Source organism: Deltaproteobacteria bacterium (genome assembly GCA_019310525.1).
Lineage (GTDB): Bacteria > Desulfobacterota > DSM-4660 > Desulfatiglandales > HGW-15 > JAFDEE01.
The window spans coordinates 39,058-53,938 of sequence record JAFDEE010000002.1; the positions used below are offsets into that span (position 1 = coordinate 39,058).

At 55.1% G+C, this 14,881-nt stretch carries 13 protein-coding genes; 2 read left to right on the top strand and 11 right to left on the bottom strand.

Going from position 1 to position 14,881, the window contains the following annotated elements:
- Positions 1-6: 6 nt before the first annotated feature.
- The 3 genes from JRF57_00495 to JRF57_00505 are packed head-to-tail and all read right to left on the bottom strand — an operon-like array spanning position 7 to position 2,819.
- Complete coding sequence (locus tag JRF57_00495; protein MBW2302168.1) at positions 7-1,764, bottom strand: HAMP domain-containing protein; 1,758 nt, start codon at positions 1,762-1,764, stop codon at positions 7-9.
- 6 nt (positions 1,765-1,770) lie between these two features.
- The gene (locus tag JRF57_00500; GenBank protein ID MBW2302169.1) at positions 1,771-2,271 is read right to left on the bottom strand and encodes a hypothetical protein; all 501 of its coding nucleotides are present in this window, start codon (positions 2,269-2,271) and stop codon (positions 1,771-1,773) included.
- Between the two features lie 47 nt (positions 2,272-2,318).
- Positions 2,319-2,819, bottom strand: coding sequence for a prepilin-type N-terminal cleavage/methylation domain-containing protein (locus JRF57_00505; protein MBW2302170.1), 501 nt, complete (start codon positions 2,817-2,819; stop codon positions 2,319-2,321).
- A 278-nt stretch (positions 2,820-3,097) separates the two neighbouring features.
- Between JRF57_00505 and JRF57_00510 the strand changes: the two genes are divergently transcribed.
- Complete coding sequence (locus tag JRF57_00510; GenBank protein ID MBW2302171.1) at positions 3,098-3,454, top strand: hypothetical protein; 357 nt, start codon at positions 3,098-3,100, stop codon at positions 3,452-3,454.
- A gap of 164 nt (positions 3,455-3,618) precedes the next feature.
- Here JRF57_00510 and JRF57_00515 read toward each other — a convergent pair whose 3' ends face one another.
- The 3 genes from JRF57_00515 to JRF57_00525 are packed head-to-tail and all read right to left on the bottom strand — an operon-like array spanning position 3,619 to position 6,570.
- A complete protein-coding gene (locus JRF57_00515; protein MBW2302172.1) occupies positions 3,619-4,584 on the bottom strand; it encodes an ABC transporter permease in 966 nt (321 codons plus the stop codon).
- Positions 4,585-4,586: 2 nt separating this feature from the next.
- Positions 4,587-5,342: an ABC transporter ATP-binding protein gene (locus tag JRF57_00520; protein ID MBW2302173.1), complete on the bottom strand. Its 756-nt coding sequence runs from the start codon at positions 5,340-5,342 to the stop codon at positions 4,587-4,589.
- A 1-nt stretch (position 5,343) separates the two neighbouring features.
- Positions 5,344-6,570, bottom strand: a complete 1,227-nt coding sequence (locus JRF57_00525) for a hypothetical protein (GenBank protein ID MBW2302174.1) — start codon at positions 6,568-6,570, stop codon at positions 5,344-5,346.
- A gap of 306 nt (positions 6,571-6,876) precedes the next feature.
- Here JRF57_00525 and JRF57_00530 point away from each other — a divergent pair, with 306 nt between their 5' ends.
- On the top strand, positions 6,877-9,090 hold the full coding sequence (locus JRF57_00530) for an ATP-dependent RecD-like DNA helicase (protein MBW2302175.1): 2,214 nt from the start codon (positions 6,877-6,879) through the stop codon (positions 9,088-9,090).
- On the opposite strand, the gene JRF57_00535 is transcribed toward JRF57_00530, so the two are convergent.
- From JRF57_00535 to glmS, 5 genes are all read right to left on the bottom strand, one after another.
- Entirely contained in the window at positions 9,062-10,315 is a 1,254-nt protein-coding gene (locus JRF57_00535) for an amidohydrolase family protein (protein ID MBW2302176.1), read from the bottom strand. The genes JRF57_00530 and JRF57_00535 overlap by 29 nt on opposite strands.
- Positions 10,312-11,280, bottom strand: coding sequence for an SUMF1/EgtB/PvdO family nonheme iron enzyme (locus JRF57_00540; protein ID MBW2302177.1), 969 nt, complete (start codon positions 11,278-11,280; stop codon positions 10,312-10,314). Before JRF57_00540 ends, JRF57_00535 begins: the two co-directional genes overlap by 4 nt.
- 60 nt (positions 11,281-11,340) lie before the next feature.
- Entirely contained in the window at positions 11,341-12,594 is a 1,254-nt protein-coding gene (locus JRF57_00545) for a M20 family metallo-hydrolase (protein ID MBW2302178.1), read from the bottom strand.
- Positions 12,595-13,149, bottom strand: coding sequence for a 1-acyl-sn-glycerol-3-phosphate acyltransferase (locus JRF57_00550; GenBank protein MBW2302179.1), 555 nt, complete (start codon positions 13,147-13,149; stop codon positions 12,595-12,597).
- A gap of 185 nt (positions 13,150-13,334) precedes the next feature.
- A partial coding sequence (gene glmS, locus JRF57_00555) for a glutamine--fructose-6-phosphate transaminase (isomerizing) (GenBank protein MBW2302180.1) occupies positions 13,335-14,881 on the bottom strand: 1,547 nt, incomplete at its 5' end.

Below are 14,881 nucleotides of genomic sequence, written 5' to 3' on the forward strand. Positions count from 1 at the left end.
TCCCTGTCAGGAAGTGTTCTCATCCGAAGAGGAAGGAAAGCGGATGGTAAAAACCGTTCCCTCTCCAATCTTGCTCCTCACCTCTATCCTGGCTTGGTGTTTATGTAAAATCGAGCTGATGATGGCCAGCCCCAGGCCGGTACCTTTCTCAGGGTCTTTGGTCGTGAAAAAAGGTTCGAAAATATGCTCCAGTTTTTCCTCTGGGATGCCTGAACCGTTGTCCTCTACGGCCAGGCAGATTTCTCCATTTGAGCTGAAAGACCGGATAACAATCTTTCGTCGGTCTTCCCGGGTTTCCTCCAGGGCGTCCATGGCGTTGATTAGCAGATTGCTGATCACCTGCTGAAGGGCATGGTCGTTCCCTAAAATCAGCGGCAAACGGTCTTCGTGCTCGATGACACATTCGACCTTTTTCATGAACATTTGGTGCTCCAATAATTCATAAACCTGTTTCACCACCAATTTTAGGGACAAGGGTTCGTGCTTTTCATCGGATTTCTGTGAGAAGGACCTGAACTTCATGAGTATGCCGTTGAGTCTGTCTAAGGCCTTTTCCATAGTCTCAAGGCGTTCACTGGATTTTCCTGAAGGCATTTCGAGTCTGGCGAGCTGGAGCAAACCATAGATCGCTGTCAGGGGCTGCTTTATTTCATGAACTATCCCGGCGGCCATTTGTCCCATCGTACTCATCTTGGCCGTCTGGACCAGAAGTGCCTGGGTCTCCTTGAGCTTTCCACTCATCTCGTTGAATGATTGGGCAAGGTCTTGGAATTCATCTCCGCTATTCAACTGGACGACACAATCGAAATCCCCCTCCGCGATCCTGCGGGTCGCCCCCTGGAGGATGTCCAGGGGGACTGTGTTTTTGCGGATCTGGGAAACACTCAGAAGGACAACCATCGCCAGACTGAGAACGGCGACGGCTATAAAGGTCGTTTTGAAGCCTTTTGCAAAGGCACTTGCTTGGTCCATGTCCTCCATCAGGATTACGATCCACCCCGGATAATGATAGGAGGCCTTGAGATTCACCTTTCGATAGCTCACCAGGAATCCCTGATTCCCGGTCCTCCATTCGAAATTGCCGGATTGACCGGTGCACATGCCGATAAGGTCGGGTATTTGAGATAACAGGCTACCGGGAGCAGTGTTGAAAAGAAGACGACCCGCCGATTTATCCACCAGAATAAGTTCCGTAAGGGGAGGCCTGGCCTTTGCAGCCCCCCAGACAAACTGCAGATCGATATCTCCCAAAAGGAGCCCCTGATTCGCCCCCCCCTTTTCCAGAGGCATAATCATACTATACTTCGGGGGTCCCTTGGGAGAGGACCGATCGATGATAAGTGGCCGATCCTCATTAAGATGGGCCTTCTGGCCGGGATCAAGATCCAGCGCTTTTTCCTCTGGGTCCCGGAAGGAACTACGACCTGTGGAGGGAGAAAGGACGGCGAGCCTTTCAAAATGTCCGCCCCATTGCTTGAGAACTCCACCAATGGAATCCCCCCTGTCGGGATCGACATTCCTTGACAGGGAACCCGTCAGCAACCGTAATTCGTCACCAAGAAGCGCGATCCGCTCATATATTGACACACTGATGCTCTTACACTGGAGGCCAAGGGTTTCCCTTTCCTGGTCCCGCAGTTGCTCCCTGACATTATAGAAGGCAGCCAAGGCCATTACAGTGGTGGGGAAAAAGGCGCATATCAGGAATAGGAAAAAAATCCTCTTTGCCACCCTGGTTCGGAAAGGTTTGATTTCAAACGCCATGCTTCCTCAACTCCGTGGTATGCTCCCTGCCCTGTCATCACTTTGCTTTCTCCACTCGATGGATCGGCGATTCTTGAACTTGAGGATTTCTCCTTTAGAGTCTCTGTAATAAAAAAGGGTAAGATGGAATTCCTGGTGATCCCTGTTTTCATAATCGATATCAAAAAGCGTGGCCCGCCCCTCTTTTCTCGTTCTGACCCTCAGGATAAAGTTCACATCAATGAACTCCACGCCCTTAGAAAAGATGATTGTATCGGGAGCGAGTTCCAGGCTGCAGTCCTCATAACCTTCCGCATCCGTCCTCCACTCCCCGATCAGTTCCCTTGGGAAATCATCTCCGCTCCGGCCGCTGCAATCCGACACAAGCATCGCTATTGCGGAGATTAGAAGCAGGCATAGCATCAGGCGCCGAGCCCTTGGTCGCGGATTCGACCTCCGCCCTCGGTCCAAACCCTCCCCCATAGAGGATGCAGGCTCCAGATGCCCCATGGCAAAATATCTTTTCATGAATGATCCTCTTATGTCCCTGGATATCCCCCTTAATGCGGATCCTGTCAAAACTCCGAGGCCGGCCCGATGAAACCACCGTTATCGGCACGGACGATATCGTCCCTACTGGCTTTGGCTGTAAGGGGAGGTTTACTGATACCGTCCGGTCCCATACTGTAAAGATCGAAATCAGTGTTGAGCGGATTCATGAAGTGGTCTTTTCTGCACTTACCATGCCCCGACACACCGGTCATGTCCATATACTGGTAAGGTGCGCCCCAAGGGTCCTTGAGGTTGCCGCGGCCGATATCGCCGAGGTTGGCGGGGAAGGCATCGTTTTCCGCCTGGAAGTTCAGGATCTCCTTCTGGAGGATGCTGATTTCGGCAATAGCCTTGGTGACCTTGGCCTTTTCGATATAGCGGGTATAGAGAGGGAGGGCGATGGCCCCAATGGTCCCAAGTATGACCATGACCATAAGAGCCTCAATAAGGGTGAATCCTCGGGGGCATTCCGGGACGCAAAGATACAACCGGCCCGAGGTGTTTCGGCGGTTAAGCAAAAACATTGCAAAGCCCGACACCATTGGAAACTTCCATCTCTATAGCGGCCATGTGCCGCAGGATTCAAAACTCCATTACTAAATCGGCATATCTTAGCAGGAACTTTATCCGGGGCTGCATTACATCCAAGTGAAATCACTAAGGGGAGCGCTGGAAGTTCAAGTTTGTTCCATAAACGGCCGAATGATTGGTATAGATTCCCCCTCAACAGGCGTGGACTCAGGGCTTTCGCTGAATGAAAGCGTAATCGGGGGCCATAGCAGGGAAGGAGAAACAAGGGAAAATGGAGTCAATGACCACTAAAGAGAAGATACTTTCACAGGACGATGTAGACGCAATCCTGGCCCAATCCGGAATTGAAGGCGACTATGAATCAAAACCCGAGGCCGAGGAGCCATCCCAGGTAGATAAAAAGGTTTTCACCACCAAGGGCAGATCAGATGAGGAAGTCCGCACCCTCTCCTACCAACTTTTCAACAAGGCCTTTCTCGAGAGAGGAGAAGAAGAGGTCTCGGTCATCTGGAACGCCGCTTTCGTGATGCCCATGGAGACAGGATTAAACATCAAGATTGGAGGCAAGGATTATATCACCATCGGTACGCTCAATGAAAAGCACCTCATTGTGGGTGCCGTGTCCTGAGGGAACCCCGATCCAGGGCTTCCAAGGATCACTCTCTGAAAGAATGGCCTCTTCTCAACAGGCACAGAAACGGCAGCGGCCTGTTGCATCCCGGGCTCCCTTGACACATCGAGATACGACAGGCCGCTCGTTCACTTCTTAATTTATAACGGCAACCGCTCCGTCTATGTCCTTATCTCCTGTTTCATAAACACCAGATAAGAAATAGCAAAACAAATGAGGCTCAGGGCCACCAAGGCCACGAGGTGAGGAAAGACCACGAGGAGGCTCTGCCCCAGGGAAAGGGGCCTCTGGAAACGTTCAGCCAGGATTTTTTCGATAGGGCCCATCCGGAGGAGCGATTGAATGCTGGTGGTGTTCAGCGTCGGATCGATAATGGTTGCGGATGCCTGGGAATAAATGGCCATGGGAGATAGGAGACCTATCCTTTCCTTGATCCGGTAATGCTTGATCAAGGTCTCCCGTCGCACCCCCTGGGTCTGATCCAAGGGAGCGATGGTGTTTGCCAGCACGCCCGCGCCCATGGAAACGAAAAAGGAAAGGAAGATCCACAGGGCTACCGATGCCAAGGCGGAGGTGGCGATTCCCCTGAAAAATATTGAGAAGAGGATGGCGACCCCGAGCCAGAAGGAAATGTAAAAAACACTGATCACCACGTATACGGCCAGTCGCAGGATCTCATCCAGTCCCGGAACAATACCCAGGAGGGTAAGGCCCAGCCCCGAGATTACGAGCACGATTGAAATCACCATGACGGCGATGGTGGTCACCCCGGCCAGGAACTTTCCATTGATGACCGAATCGCGATAGATGGGCTGAGTGACGATCTTGATCAGGGTTCCGTCGGACCGCTCCCGGTTTATGGCGTCAAAACCCAGGACAAGGCCGATCAGGGGGCCGAAAAAGGCCACAAATTGCACCATGGAAAACAGGGCCCCGGCCTGGTTGAAAAGGCCCAGGAAATAATAGGTCTGCCTGGCCGTTCCCTCGAGGTTCTCCCGAAGACTTACTCCCGCCATGTAACTCGTGATGAAGCTGACCATGGCGATCAGGGCGAAGAGCATGACGAACCGGTAACTGCTGAAATGGTCTGAAAGTTCCTTCCTGTAAACGGCGAAGAGCCCTTGCATGATCAGACCTCCTGAAAATACTTCATGTAGATTTCTTCCAGGGTGTAGGTTTTCCCTTCAACCCCCAGCTTCTCGCGGGCCAACTCGTCGATCGATCCCTCAGCCACCATTTTCCCGTTGATCATGATTCCCACCCGGTCGGAAATCTTCTGTACCTCGTGAAGGGCGTGGGAGGAGAGAAGAACCGTGATGCCCCGCTCCCGGTTCAAGGACTGAATCAACTCGATGAGGCGGATGGCCCCCTTCGGATCCAGCCCCAGAGTGGGTTCATCGAGAAAAAGGACCTTGGGTTTCTTGATCAACACCTCGGCTATCCCCAGGCGTTGTTTCATGCCCCTGGAAAATGTGCCGACTTTCTTCCCATCAGCCTCATCAGCGAGTCCCACGATCTCAAGGGCCTCCCTGATCCGCTCCCTCGCCTCCTTCCGGTCGAGGCCGTTCAGGTCGGCTACATATTCAAGGCTTTGTACGGCATCCAAATCTCCATAGAAACCCACGTTCTCCGGAAGATACCCGACTTGGCGTTTCACCTCCTTCGGGTTTCGAAGTGGGTCGAAACCGCAAACGGATAGGGTCCCATCGCTGGGCTGGGTGAGTCCCAGGAGCATCAAGAGAGTCGTGCTCTTTCCCGCTCCATTGGGCCCAAGGAAACCGAAGATCTCTCCTTCCAAGATCTGGAAAGACAGATTGTCTACGGCCGTATGATTCCCGTACCGTTTGGTCAGCCCTCTGGCTTCAATGATGTTTTTTCCGCTCATCTTAACGCCTTCCCATTTTGACGAACAGGATCACAAGCCCCAGGATTACCATCACGATGATTCCGATCCCGATCCATCCCCAGGCACTTGAGGCCTTAACTGTGACCCTGAGTTCCAGGTTTTTGGATGCCTTTTCGCCATCCACCGACAGATTCACGGAATAGTCTCCCACAAGGGCCTGCTCCGAAGGAGTGATGGTCACCTCGATCTGCCTCAATTCACCCGGCGGAAGGACATCGATTTTTTCCGGCTTGAACTCAACTTTCCAGTTTTCGGGCTTGACGGACAAGAATTTTATCCCGTTTTGGGCCGCTGAACCGGTGTTCTTGACATAGAAAGAAAAGTTGGCCGCCTTACCCTGATAAGCGTCCAGGGATAGGAGACCGTCAGGGGTCCCGGCTTCGAGTTTGTAAGTACCCGTCAGCACCACCACGAGCTCGGCCTCGGCCTTCGCTCTGTCCGAGGCCACCTTGACCTTGATGGGATACCGGCCGGGCTGGGCGAGGGGATAGGGTTTGACCTCCACGGCCATGGTGGAACTCTGGTTGGCCTTGATCCTCAGGCTGGAAATGTACTTCTGCTCGTAGGCGGGTTTAAAATTGATATCCCAGTTTTTCGGTCCCTGGGCGATGAGATTGAAGATGGTATCCTTGTCGATCTTGCTTTCAACCTCCAGGGAAAATTCGAACCGGGCGTCCGTGGGCCCACGAAGCACGGGATAAGAGGTCATGATCTTGACCCCTTTCGACTTTTTCTCGGTTTCCTTTTCCTTGACCGTCACCTGGAATCGGCTGGTGGAGACCAGCTTGCCGTCAAGGGTCTTTCCCTTGATCTCGAACACATATTTCCCGGGTCCCACACTCTTGTCCGGTTCCGCCTCGAAAGTCACGCTCCTGGAACTGTCGCTTTCCACGTGGATACCCGTGACATCGAACTGGTAGGTCTTGATTCGGGCCTTCCATCCCTTGGGGATAACGGGAATGCTTAGTTCGATGCTCTCGTCTCTCTGTCCCCCGTTTTTCACGTTCAGATCCAGGCTCACGTCCTCACCCTTCTGAACGATCACCCCCGTGTATTCCGGGGCCACGGATATCTCCCTCGGAGGAAGCTGTTTCTTGTCATCCTCGCCATAGGCGTAAGCCGGATAGGAGACGAAGATCATCGCCAGGAGAAAAGGGACCAAGACCGCGTAAAGGACCGAATACGAACCATACCCTCTCGCTTTCATAAACACATTCCTCCTTGTATTTATTGATCACGGGTTAGAATTTGCAGATCAATGTAAAACATGGTTGGTTAGGGTAGAGATGAAGTTGATCATGCCGGGTTAGATCGTTGGACAATATAATCCCCCATCCCCAAATGTCAAGCCGGGTCTATCGGTTCTGGTCGACGGGCAGGCGGGAAGATCGGACCGGCTTTCCCTTAGAAGATCCTGGAGGAGGACGCTCGGTTCATGGGTGGGTTCTCCTGTTGCGGAAAAAAGGTTGTACAACGGATTCGTTGAGGGTAATTTGTGGCCATGGATGAAACGATGGATTCCATTACACGCCGCGTGAAAGACCCCGGTGTGGAAGGCCTGGTGGACCTTCAGGGCCAAATCGAGCGGATTACTTACACCAACGAGGAAAACGGGTTCACCATCGCCCGGGTGAAGGTTTACGGCCAGCGGGATCTCGTCACCGTGGTGGGGAACCTGATGGCCCCCGTTCCTGGTGAGATCATCCGCATGCGGGGGGAGTGGACCCGGCATCCAAGGTATGGTGAACAATTCAAGATTCTCCATTACCGGTCCCTGGTGCCTGCCTCCGTTCACGGTATCGAGAAGTACTTGGGTTCCGGTCTCATCAAGGGAATCGGTCCCATTATGGCCAAGCGGATCGTGAAGCGGTTCGGGAAGGACACCCTGGAGATCATTGAAAAGCAGATCGAAAGGCTCTCAGAGGTCGCGGGCGTCGGGAAGAAACGTATCGAGATGATCAGGAAGGCATGGGAAGATCAGCGGGAAATCCGCCAGGTCATGCTCTTTCTGCAGTCCCATGGGGTCAGCTCCGCCTATGCCACCAAGATCTTCAAACAGTACGGGAATCTTTCTATCCAGGTGGTCCGGGAGAATCCCTATCGCCTGGCCACGGACATCTTCGGGATCGGGTTTGTCACCGCGGACCGGATCGCTGAAAAATTGGGTTTTTCGAAGGATTCCGAACTTCGTGCACAGGCGGGGATCCTTTATGTTCTTCACCAGCTCTCGGATGAAGGGCATGTCTATTATCCTTATGAGGCCCTCATCGATCGGTGCCGGGAAATCCTGCAGGTGGACCGAGAGGTGCTCATCAAGGCCATAGGGAAGATCGCCCTTGAGGGAAGAATCGTTATCGAGGATGCAAACGAGGGGGAAGAATATATCGAAAACCTAAAGGCGGTCTACCTGGCCAAGTACCATGTTTCCGAGACCGGGATTGCGTCCCGGCTCAAGGCATTGATCAGCGCGCCGAGATCCATCCGTGAGATCAATGCCGCTGCGGCCGTTGAGTGGGTACAGGAGAAGTTGTCCTTCAGGCTCGCCCCCAAACAAATAGAGGCCATCCAGTGCGCGGCTCGAGGAAAAGTCACGGTCATCACCGGAGGACCCGGGACGGGTAAGACGACAATCATCAATGCCCTCCTGAAGATCTTCTCCAGGCTGGGGGTCAAGATCCTCATGGCCGCTCCGACGGGCCGCGCCGCAAAAAGGATGACCGAGGCCACGGGCCATGAGGCCAAAACGATCCACCGTTTGCTCGAATACAGCATCCAGAAGGGGAAATTCCAAAAGAATGAAGCCCATCCCCTGGACTGCGATCTCCTTGTCCTGGACGAGACCTCCATGGTGGACACCATCCTCATGTACCATCTACTCAAGGCCGTCCCTCCGGGGGCCCTTCTCGTTCTCGTCGGAGACATCAACCAGCTCCCCTCGGTGGGAGCCGGAAACGTGCTAAAGGATATCATTGATTCCGGCAGCGTGCCGGTCGTGGAACTCAAGGAGATCTTCCGCCAGGCCCGCCGAAGCCTGATCATCGTCAACGCCCACAGGATCAACAACGGCCTCCTCCCTATCCTGCGGCCCGCGGGAGGGGCCCCGGGTGATTTCTACTTCATCGAGCAGGAAGACCCCGAGGAGGTGCCCCGGGTGATCATCGACCTGGCCGCAGAACGGATACCGAAACGGTTCGGATTCGATCCCCTGCAAGACATCCAGATCCTCACTCCCATGCACAAGGGAACCGCAGGAGCGGCCAACCTGAACCTGGAACTCCAGAAGGCCTTGAATCCTTCCGAGGAAAGGCTGGCCCGCGGGAACAGGGATTTCCGGGTCAGGGACAAGGTCATGCAGATCAAGAACAATTATGACAAGGAGGTCTTCAACGGCGACATCGGCTGGATACGCCGGATCGACCGGGAAAACCAGGAAATCGTCGTCACCTTTGAGGGCCGGGACATCCCCTACGACTTCTCGGACCTGGATGAAATCATGCTTGCCTATGCCGTCTCCATTCACAAGTCCCAGGGATCCGAGTACCCGGTGGTGATCATTCCGGTGCTGACCCAGCACTATGTTCTTCTTCAACGCAACCTGATCTACACTGCAATCACGCGGGGCAAGAACCTCGTGGTCATGGTGGGTTCACGGAAGGCGTTGGCCATCGCCGTCGGCAACAACAAGACGGAGAAGCGGTTCACCCGCTTGAGGGAACGGCTCCGTTGAAGGGTTCTCTATAGGCCTTTGGCAGATCCCGCTGGTTGGCGGTGAAGAATCGTGGGAAATACTCCTTCGTGGCCCTGGAAGCAAGAAACTTAAAGGCGTTTTCTCCTACGGCCCGCCAGTAAAGATCCGGCATCAGGGTCTCGAAGGATCTCCAGTAGTTTTGTAAAGGACATTGGATTCGGAGCATGTACCAATCGCTGCCCAGCAGCACTTTTCCTTCCACTCCCCTGATCCTCTTTTCCAGCACCTTCCTATAACCGTCAGCCAGGGGGGAGGTAACAACTCCATGGAATGAAAGATCCGTATACACATTCTCATAGTCCCTCATGAATTCGAGAATCGTGTCGCTCCACCTCTCCCTGGGGGTGTCTCCCGCTGCCAGGGCCGCCCATTCGCCGAGTCCACCGAAATGGGCGAAATTGACCTTCAACCGGGGGAATCTGGCGAACACGGGCCGCCAGTGGGCCGGATCGGCCAAGTGGCGGTAATAACTCTTGGGGTTCCCGATCCCCGGCCTGTGTTCGTTGGAATAGACCCCGGCGCTCCAACTGCAGTGAACCGTAATGGGAATGGCCGGACGGGAATCGCAGCAAAAGGCGTAAAGGTTCCACAGGGCCTCCTCGACACCGGGCTCTTCATTTTCAGCCGGCTTGAACCCCAATGGCGGATAGAGCTTTATGCCGACAAAGCCCTGCCCCTCGATGGCCCTGACCGCCTTATCAAGGGCATCTTTTCCCCTGGGATCAAATCCGTAAAAAGGCATGAACCGGCCGCCGGCCTCCAAAACAAGCCCTGACATGATCTCCTTCTGGGTCTCGTAAGTACGGGCCGAACCGCTGCCGGGATAGGCATGGCTCATGTCCACCATCAATGGGACCCAAACATCCATTTGGGGGGCACGGCGCATCAGCTCCATTGCAATCTTTTTGATGCCAAGTCGGCCGATCTTCATGAAGGCGAGGAAATCTCCAGGGCTCTTGAGCACGGCGAAAAGGGAGTCCTTTTCCTGCCTGTCCGCGGCCTGGCGAAACAGCGCCAGGACGTCGAAAAAGAAGTTTTCAAAAGAAAGCAGGTTCCCGATGGATGTCCATTCGGCGCCTCCCTTGACTTTTTTGATCCATTCCCCGGCCTTTCTGCTGAGGGAGATTCCGAAGCGACTCGCGAGCATTCCCCCCACAGGAACGCAGTCGTTATCAAAGACATGGCAGTGGCAATCAATCTTCAACGCTTCCTCTCCCCCCGCACCGGTAGCATAACCGGCCTGAAACCCACCCCGGCTCCGGAAAGGTCTGCCCGGAGGCTGAAACGCCTCGCGCACCGTACGCTCCAGGCATCGATATTCCAGCTCCCGCCCCGGAGTATCCGGTCCAGGTCTTCTTTCAGGTGAACCGGGTTCCTGGAGGCATGTCTCTTGTAAGCATCCGCTTCGTACCCGTCCAGGCACCATTCCCATACGTTGCCGCTCATGTCGTGGATCCCCAGGCCGTTCGGTGCCTTGAGGCCGACGGGCCGAGTCGTCCCCCCGCTGTTCTCATCATACCAGGCCAAGGACTCCACGTCGTCGCCTCCGGCGTAAAACTCTTGTCTTCCTCCGCTCCTGGCCGCGTATTCCCACTGGGCCTCGGTTGGAAGATCAAAGACCCATTCTCCCTTGTGGGCCTCGGTCAATTTTCGCACAAAGGCCCGGGCCTCGTGCCAGGTGACCTGTTCCACCGGGTGGAGCTCTCCCTTGAACTTGCTGGGATTATCGCCCATGAGAGTTGTCCACTGGGACTGGGTGACGGGATATCGGGCAATATAGTAGCTGTCTAGGGTTACCTCGTGGACCGGGAGTTCGTTTTCAAATCCATCCCCAAAGGTATCCCCCATCAGGAAAGAACCGGCGGGAACCGGCAGGAAAACCATTCCCGTGATGGGTTCCCTGAAGGTTTGGGAGAGAGGCTCATCCGCCGCCTCCCTCCGCCCGCAGGCCGGGCATTCGGCCTGCCCGGCGGACAGGCGGGTGCCACAGGTTTTGCAGATCAAGGGATTCCCGCATTCCGGACAGCGCCTCCAATGGGCCTTGACCGGAATTCCACAATGGGGACAGGAAGGAGGAGTCAAGGGGGTTTCGCAGGCCGGGCAAAACTTCCAACTTTCTTTTACCTCTTCCCCGCACCTGGGGCAGGAGGGTTTCCGGGTCTCCGTCATTGGATATTTACTCCCTTACCAGGCACAAAAAAGGCTTCGCCCATCCATCCCTCGCCGTTTTTACGGCCCCGCGGGACCAAATTCGTCGAGATAAAGGCAGGCAAACACCTTGGCATCAAACATGATATCGCTGATCAGGCAAAACTCATTGGGTTGATGGGCCGTGTCAGGGGCGGTCATCCATACGGCCGCCGGGAACCCAAGATTTCGAAAGAGGGAAGCCACCGTTGCTCCGCCGATGCCCATCGGGCGGGCCCTTTTTCCCGATACAACCCTGATGGATTGTACCAGTTCCCTGACAACCGGGGCATCCTCGGGTGTGGGATCTGCGGCCTTCTCCTTTTGGACCGCATCGATTTGAACAGAAAGGCCCGTGGACTCAGCTACCTGCGCTGCGATCTCTCGGGCGGCGGTTAGAATCTCCTCAGGGCCATAGTGGGGCAGTACCCGGCAGTCCAGGTAGAAGATATCTTTTCCAGGGAGAGTATTTACGTTGGGGACGTTGGCTTCCATCTTTGTAGGTTCAAAGGTGGAATAGGGTGGCTTGAAGAGATCGTCACTGAAATCGTACCTTTCTTTCAGGCCTTTGTGGAGGGCCAGGATAAGCCTGGCCGCCCCCACGAGACTGTTTATCCCCTTCTCCGGGGTGCTGGCATGACACTGCCGGCCATTGACCGTAACCTTCAGCCACAGCACGGATTTCTCCGCCACCTCGATGAGGGTCCCCTCCTCGTTCCCGGCATCCGGCACGACGATGAGGTCCCTGGGGTCAAAATACTCCCTTCGCTGCTCCAGCAAATACTGAAGCCCGTAACGGCTTCCGCTCTCCTCGTCGGCCAGGAATACCAATCCGACGGATCTGCCGGGTCTCAACCCGGTTTCCCGGATGGCCTTCAAGGCGAGCAGGGAAGATACAATCCCGTGCTGGTCGTCCTGGACACCTCGGCCGATCAACCGATCACCTTCTACCCGGAGCTTAAAGGGATCGCTTTTCCAAAGGGAAAGATCCCCCGGTGGAACGATATCCATATGACTCAGGATCCACACCTTACGCTCCCCTTCATTTCCCTTCCACCTGCAGATCAGGTTCGGTCTGTATCCGTCCTTCGCCCTGGGGTCAGGCGCCCGAACTTCTTCAATAACGTCGGCGCCGAGGGCCGTTACTTCCTCTTTCAGGAAGGCCGCTTTCTCGTGTTCCCCTGATCCGCCGTTCCCCGGGCCAATGGCCGGTCTGGAGGTAAGCTCCGTCTGCAACCGGATGATTTCATCCCTCGAATCATCGATCCACCCGAAAACTTCCTGAAGTTTCGACATTCAGCTCTCCCTTTCGTATAGTCCGGCCGTTTCCCGAATTCCTGCAACCGGATCGGGTCCAAGGCCCGATAATGCCGCCACGTCATTCATTGCTTGAAGGAGAAGATCTCCCGTTCGATCAAAAGTCCGCCCCCAAAGGGGCTTCCCAAAAACAATCCGCACCTCCATCCGCCCTCTCCCCGGCAGGTAACGGATCCCAACGGGAATAAAAGGGACCTCCACCCGCGGGTGTATGTATCTGACCAACCCGGCCTGGAAGGCTCCCACACTTCCTACGTAATAGGTCCCTTCCGGAAAGATCACCACACCTTCGCCCCCTTGAAGGAGCCCCGCCATCAACCGAAAGGAATCCCTGCTTTCCATGGGCCGGGCTCGATTTACAGGGATGCCGCCGAGAGCGGAGATGTAACGGCCCAACAGGGGATTCGAGAAGAGTTCGACCTTGGCCATGAAATACAGCAGCCGGGGAGCCGCCAATGAAAGCAACGGCACATCTTCCCAGCGCTGATGCTTGGGCAGGAGGATGAAGGCGCCCCTTCTCGGGACGTTCTCCATGCCCGAAGCCCTCAACCGGAACCGGCATGAAAAAAAGATGGAGGCAACTATTTTTGTCAGGAAAACAACAGCGTTTTTTCTTTTTCCCACCCCTTTTACGACCAAAGCCAAAGACTCCCCGGGACGTTTTTCCGGAATGAGAGGCCCCTCTTTCAACAACACCGCCCCACGTTCCACCCGGCCTTTTACTCGACGGTCACGCTTTTTGCCAGGTTCCTGGGCTTATCAATGTCCCGATTGAGGAACCGGGCGCAGTGGTATGCGAGGAGTTGGCAAGGTACAACGGTCAATATGGGGTAGAGGAAATCCAGGGTTTCGGGCACCTCGATCACCTCGTCGGCTATCTCCCGCATCTTGACGTCTCCCTTGCTGACGATAGCGATGACCGGGCCCTTGCGGCTCTTGATCTCGTGGATGTTACTGATCATCTTGTCATACATGGAATCCCTCGGGGCAATGGCCACCGTGGGCATTTCGGGGTTGATGAGGGCGATGGGTCCGTGTTTCATCTCACCTGCCGCATAACCTTCCGCATGGATATAGGATATCTCCTTGAGCTTCAGGGCCCCTTCCATGGCGATGGGGTATTCGTAGTGCCTTCCCAGGAAAAGCCAGTTGTTGCAACGGTAATACTTCTCCGCGATGGCCTGAATTTGATTGTCCTGTGAAAGAATCTCCCGGACCTGGTCCGGCAGGAGGGTCAGGGCCTTCAGGGCCTCCACTCCCTCTGTAAGAGAGAGTTTCTGGTGGCGGCCCAGCAAGAGGGCCAGGAGCGTTAGAATCGTCAACTGGGAGATAAAGATCTTAGTGGAGGCCACCCCGATTTCGGGACCCGCATGATTGTACACGCCTGCATCGGTCTCCCGGGCGATGGAGCTACCCACCACGTTGACGATACCCAGCAGGTGGGCGTCTTTCCGCTTCGCCTCCCTGATGGCCGCCAGGGTGTCCGCCGTCTCCCCCGACTGGCTGATAGCTATGATGAAGGTATTGGGGGGGAAATTGAGCTTTCTATACCGGAACTCGGAGGCCAGTTCCACCTCCACGTCTATCTCGGTGAGCTTTTCAAAAATATACCTGCCCACACAGCCCGCATAGTACGAGGTGCCGCAGGCGACGATAACCATGTGGCGACAGCTCTTCAGTTTGTCCCAGACCGGGGTGATTCCACCCAGCTTTGGGACGCCCTCGCCGATTTCCAGCCTTCCCCTGATGGCATTCTTGATGGTATCGGGCTGTTCAAAGATCTCCTTGAGCATAAAGTGAGGGAATCCATTCAGTTCCGCGTCCTCGGCCTGCCATTCCACGGTTTCCATGGAGCGTTTTATCGGCTTGGCCTGGGCCGTCGAAAGGGTGAACCCGTCTTTTGTCAGGAGGGCCAGCTCATTGTCGTTCAGATGAACGACCTTGTTGGTGTACCGGACCATGGCGGAGACATCCGATGCGGCGAAGATCTCCCCATCACCGATCCCGATGATCAAGGGGCTTCCCCTGCGGGCGACCACGATCTGTCCCGGTAGATCACGGTGGATCACGGCGATTCCAAAGGTCCCTTCCACCTGGGACATCGCTTTGCGGACGGCTTCGTTCAGGTCTCCCTCATAGTTCAGGGCGATCAATTGTGCCAGGACCTCCGTATCCGTCTCGGATCTGAAGGTGATTCCCTTGTCCATCATCTTACGTTTCAGGGAATCAAAATTCTCGATGATACCGTTGTGGATGAGGAACACAT

Excerpts from the sequence above, each read along its gene's own strand:
- JRF57_00495 (MBW2302168.1), bottom strand. The coding sequence starts at position 1,764 with ATGGCGTTTGAAATCAAACCTTTCCGAACCAGGGTGGCAAAGAGGATT.
- JRF57_00500 (MBW2302169.1), bottom strand. The coding sequence starts at position 2,271 with ATGAAAAGATATTTTGCCATGGGGCATCTGGAGCCTGCATCCTCTATG.
- JRF57_00505 (MBW2302170.1), bottom strand. The coding sequence starts at position 2,819 with ATGTTTTTGCTTAACCGCCGAAACACCTCGGGCCGGTTGTATCTTTGC.
- JRF57_00510 (MBW2302171.1), top strand. The coding sequence starts at position 3,098 with ATGGAGTCAATGACCACTAAAGAGAAGATACTTTCACAGGACGATGTA.
- JRF57_00515 (MBW2302172.1), bottom strand. The coding sequence starts at position 4,584 with ATGCAAGGGCTCTTCGCCGTTTACAGGAAGGAACTTTCAGACCATTTC.
- JRF57_00520 (MBW2302173.1), bottom strand. The coding sequence starts at position 5,342 with ATGAGCGGAAAAAACATCATTGAAGCCAGAGGGCTGACCAAACGGTAC.
- JRF57_00525 (MBW2302174.1), bottom strand. The coding sequence starts at position 6,570 with ATGAAAGCGAGAGGGTATGGTTCGTATTCGGTCCTTTACGCGGTCTTG.
- JRF57_00530 (MBW2302175.1), top strand. The coding sequence starts at position 6,877 with ATGGATTCCATTACACGCCGCGTGAAAGACCCCGGTGTGGAAGGCCTG.
- JRF57_00540 (MBW2302177.1), bottom strand. The coding sequence starts at position 11,280 with ATGACGGAGACCCGGAAACCCTCCTGCCCCAGGTGCGGGGAAGAGGTA.
- JRF57_00545 (MBW2302178.1), bottom strand. The coding sequence starts at position 12,594 with ATGTCGAAACTTCAGGAAGTTTTCGGGTGGATCGATGATTCGAGGGAT.
- JRF57_00550 (MBW2302179.1), bottom strand. The coding sequence starts at position 13,149 with ATGGAGAACGTCCCGAGAAGGGGCGCCTTCATCCTCCTGCCCAAGCAT.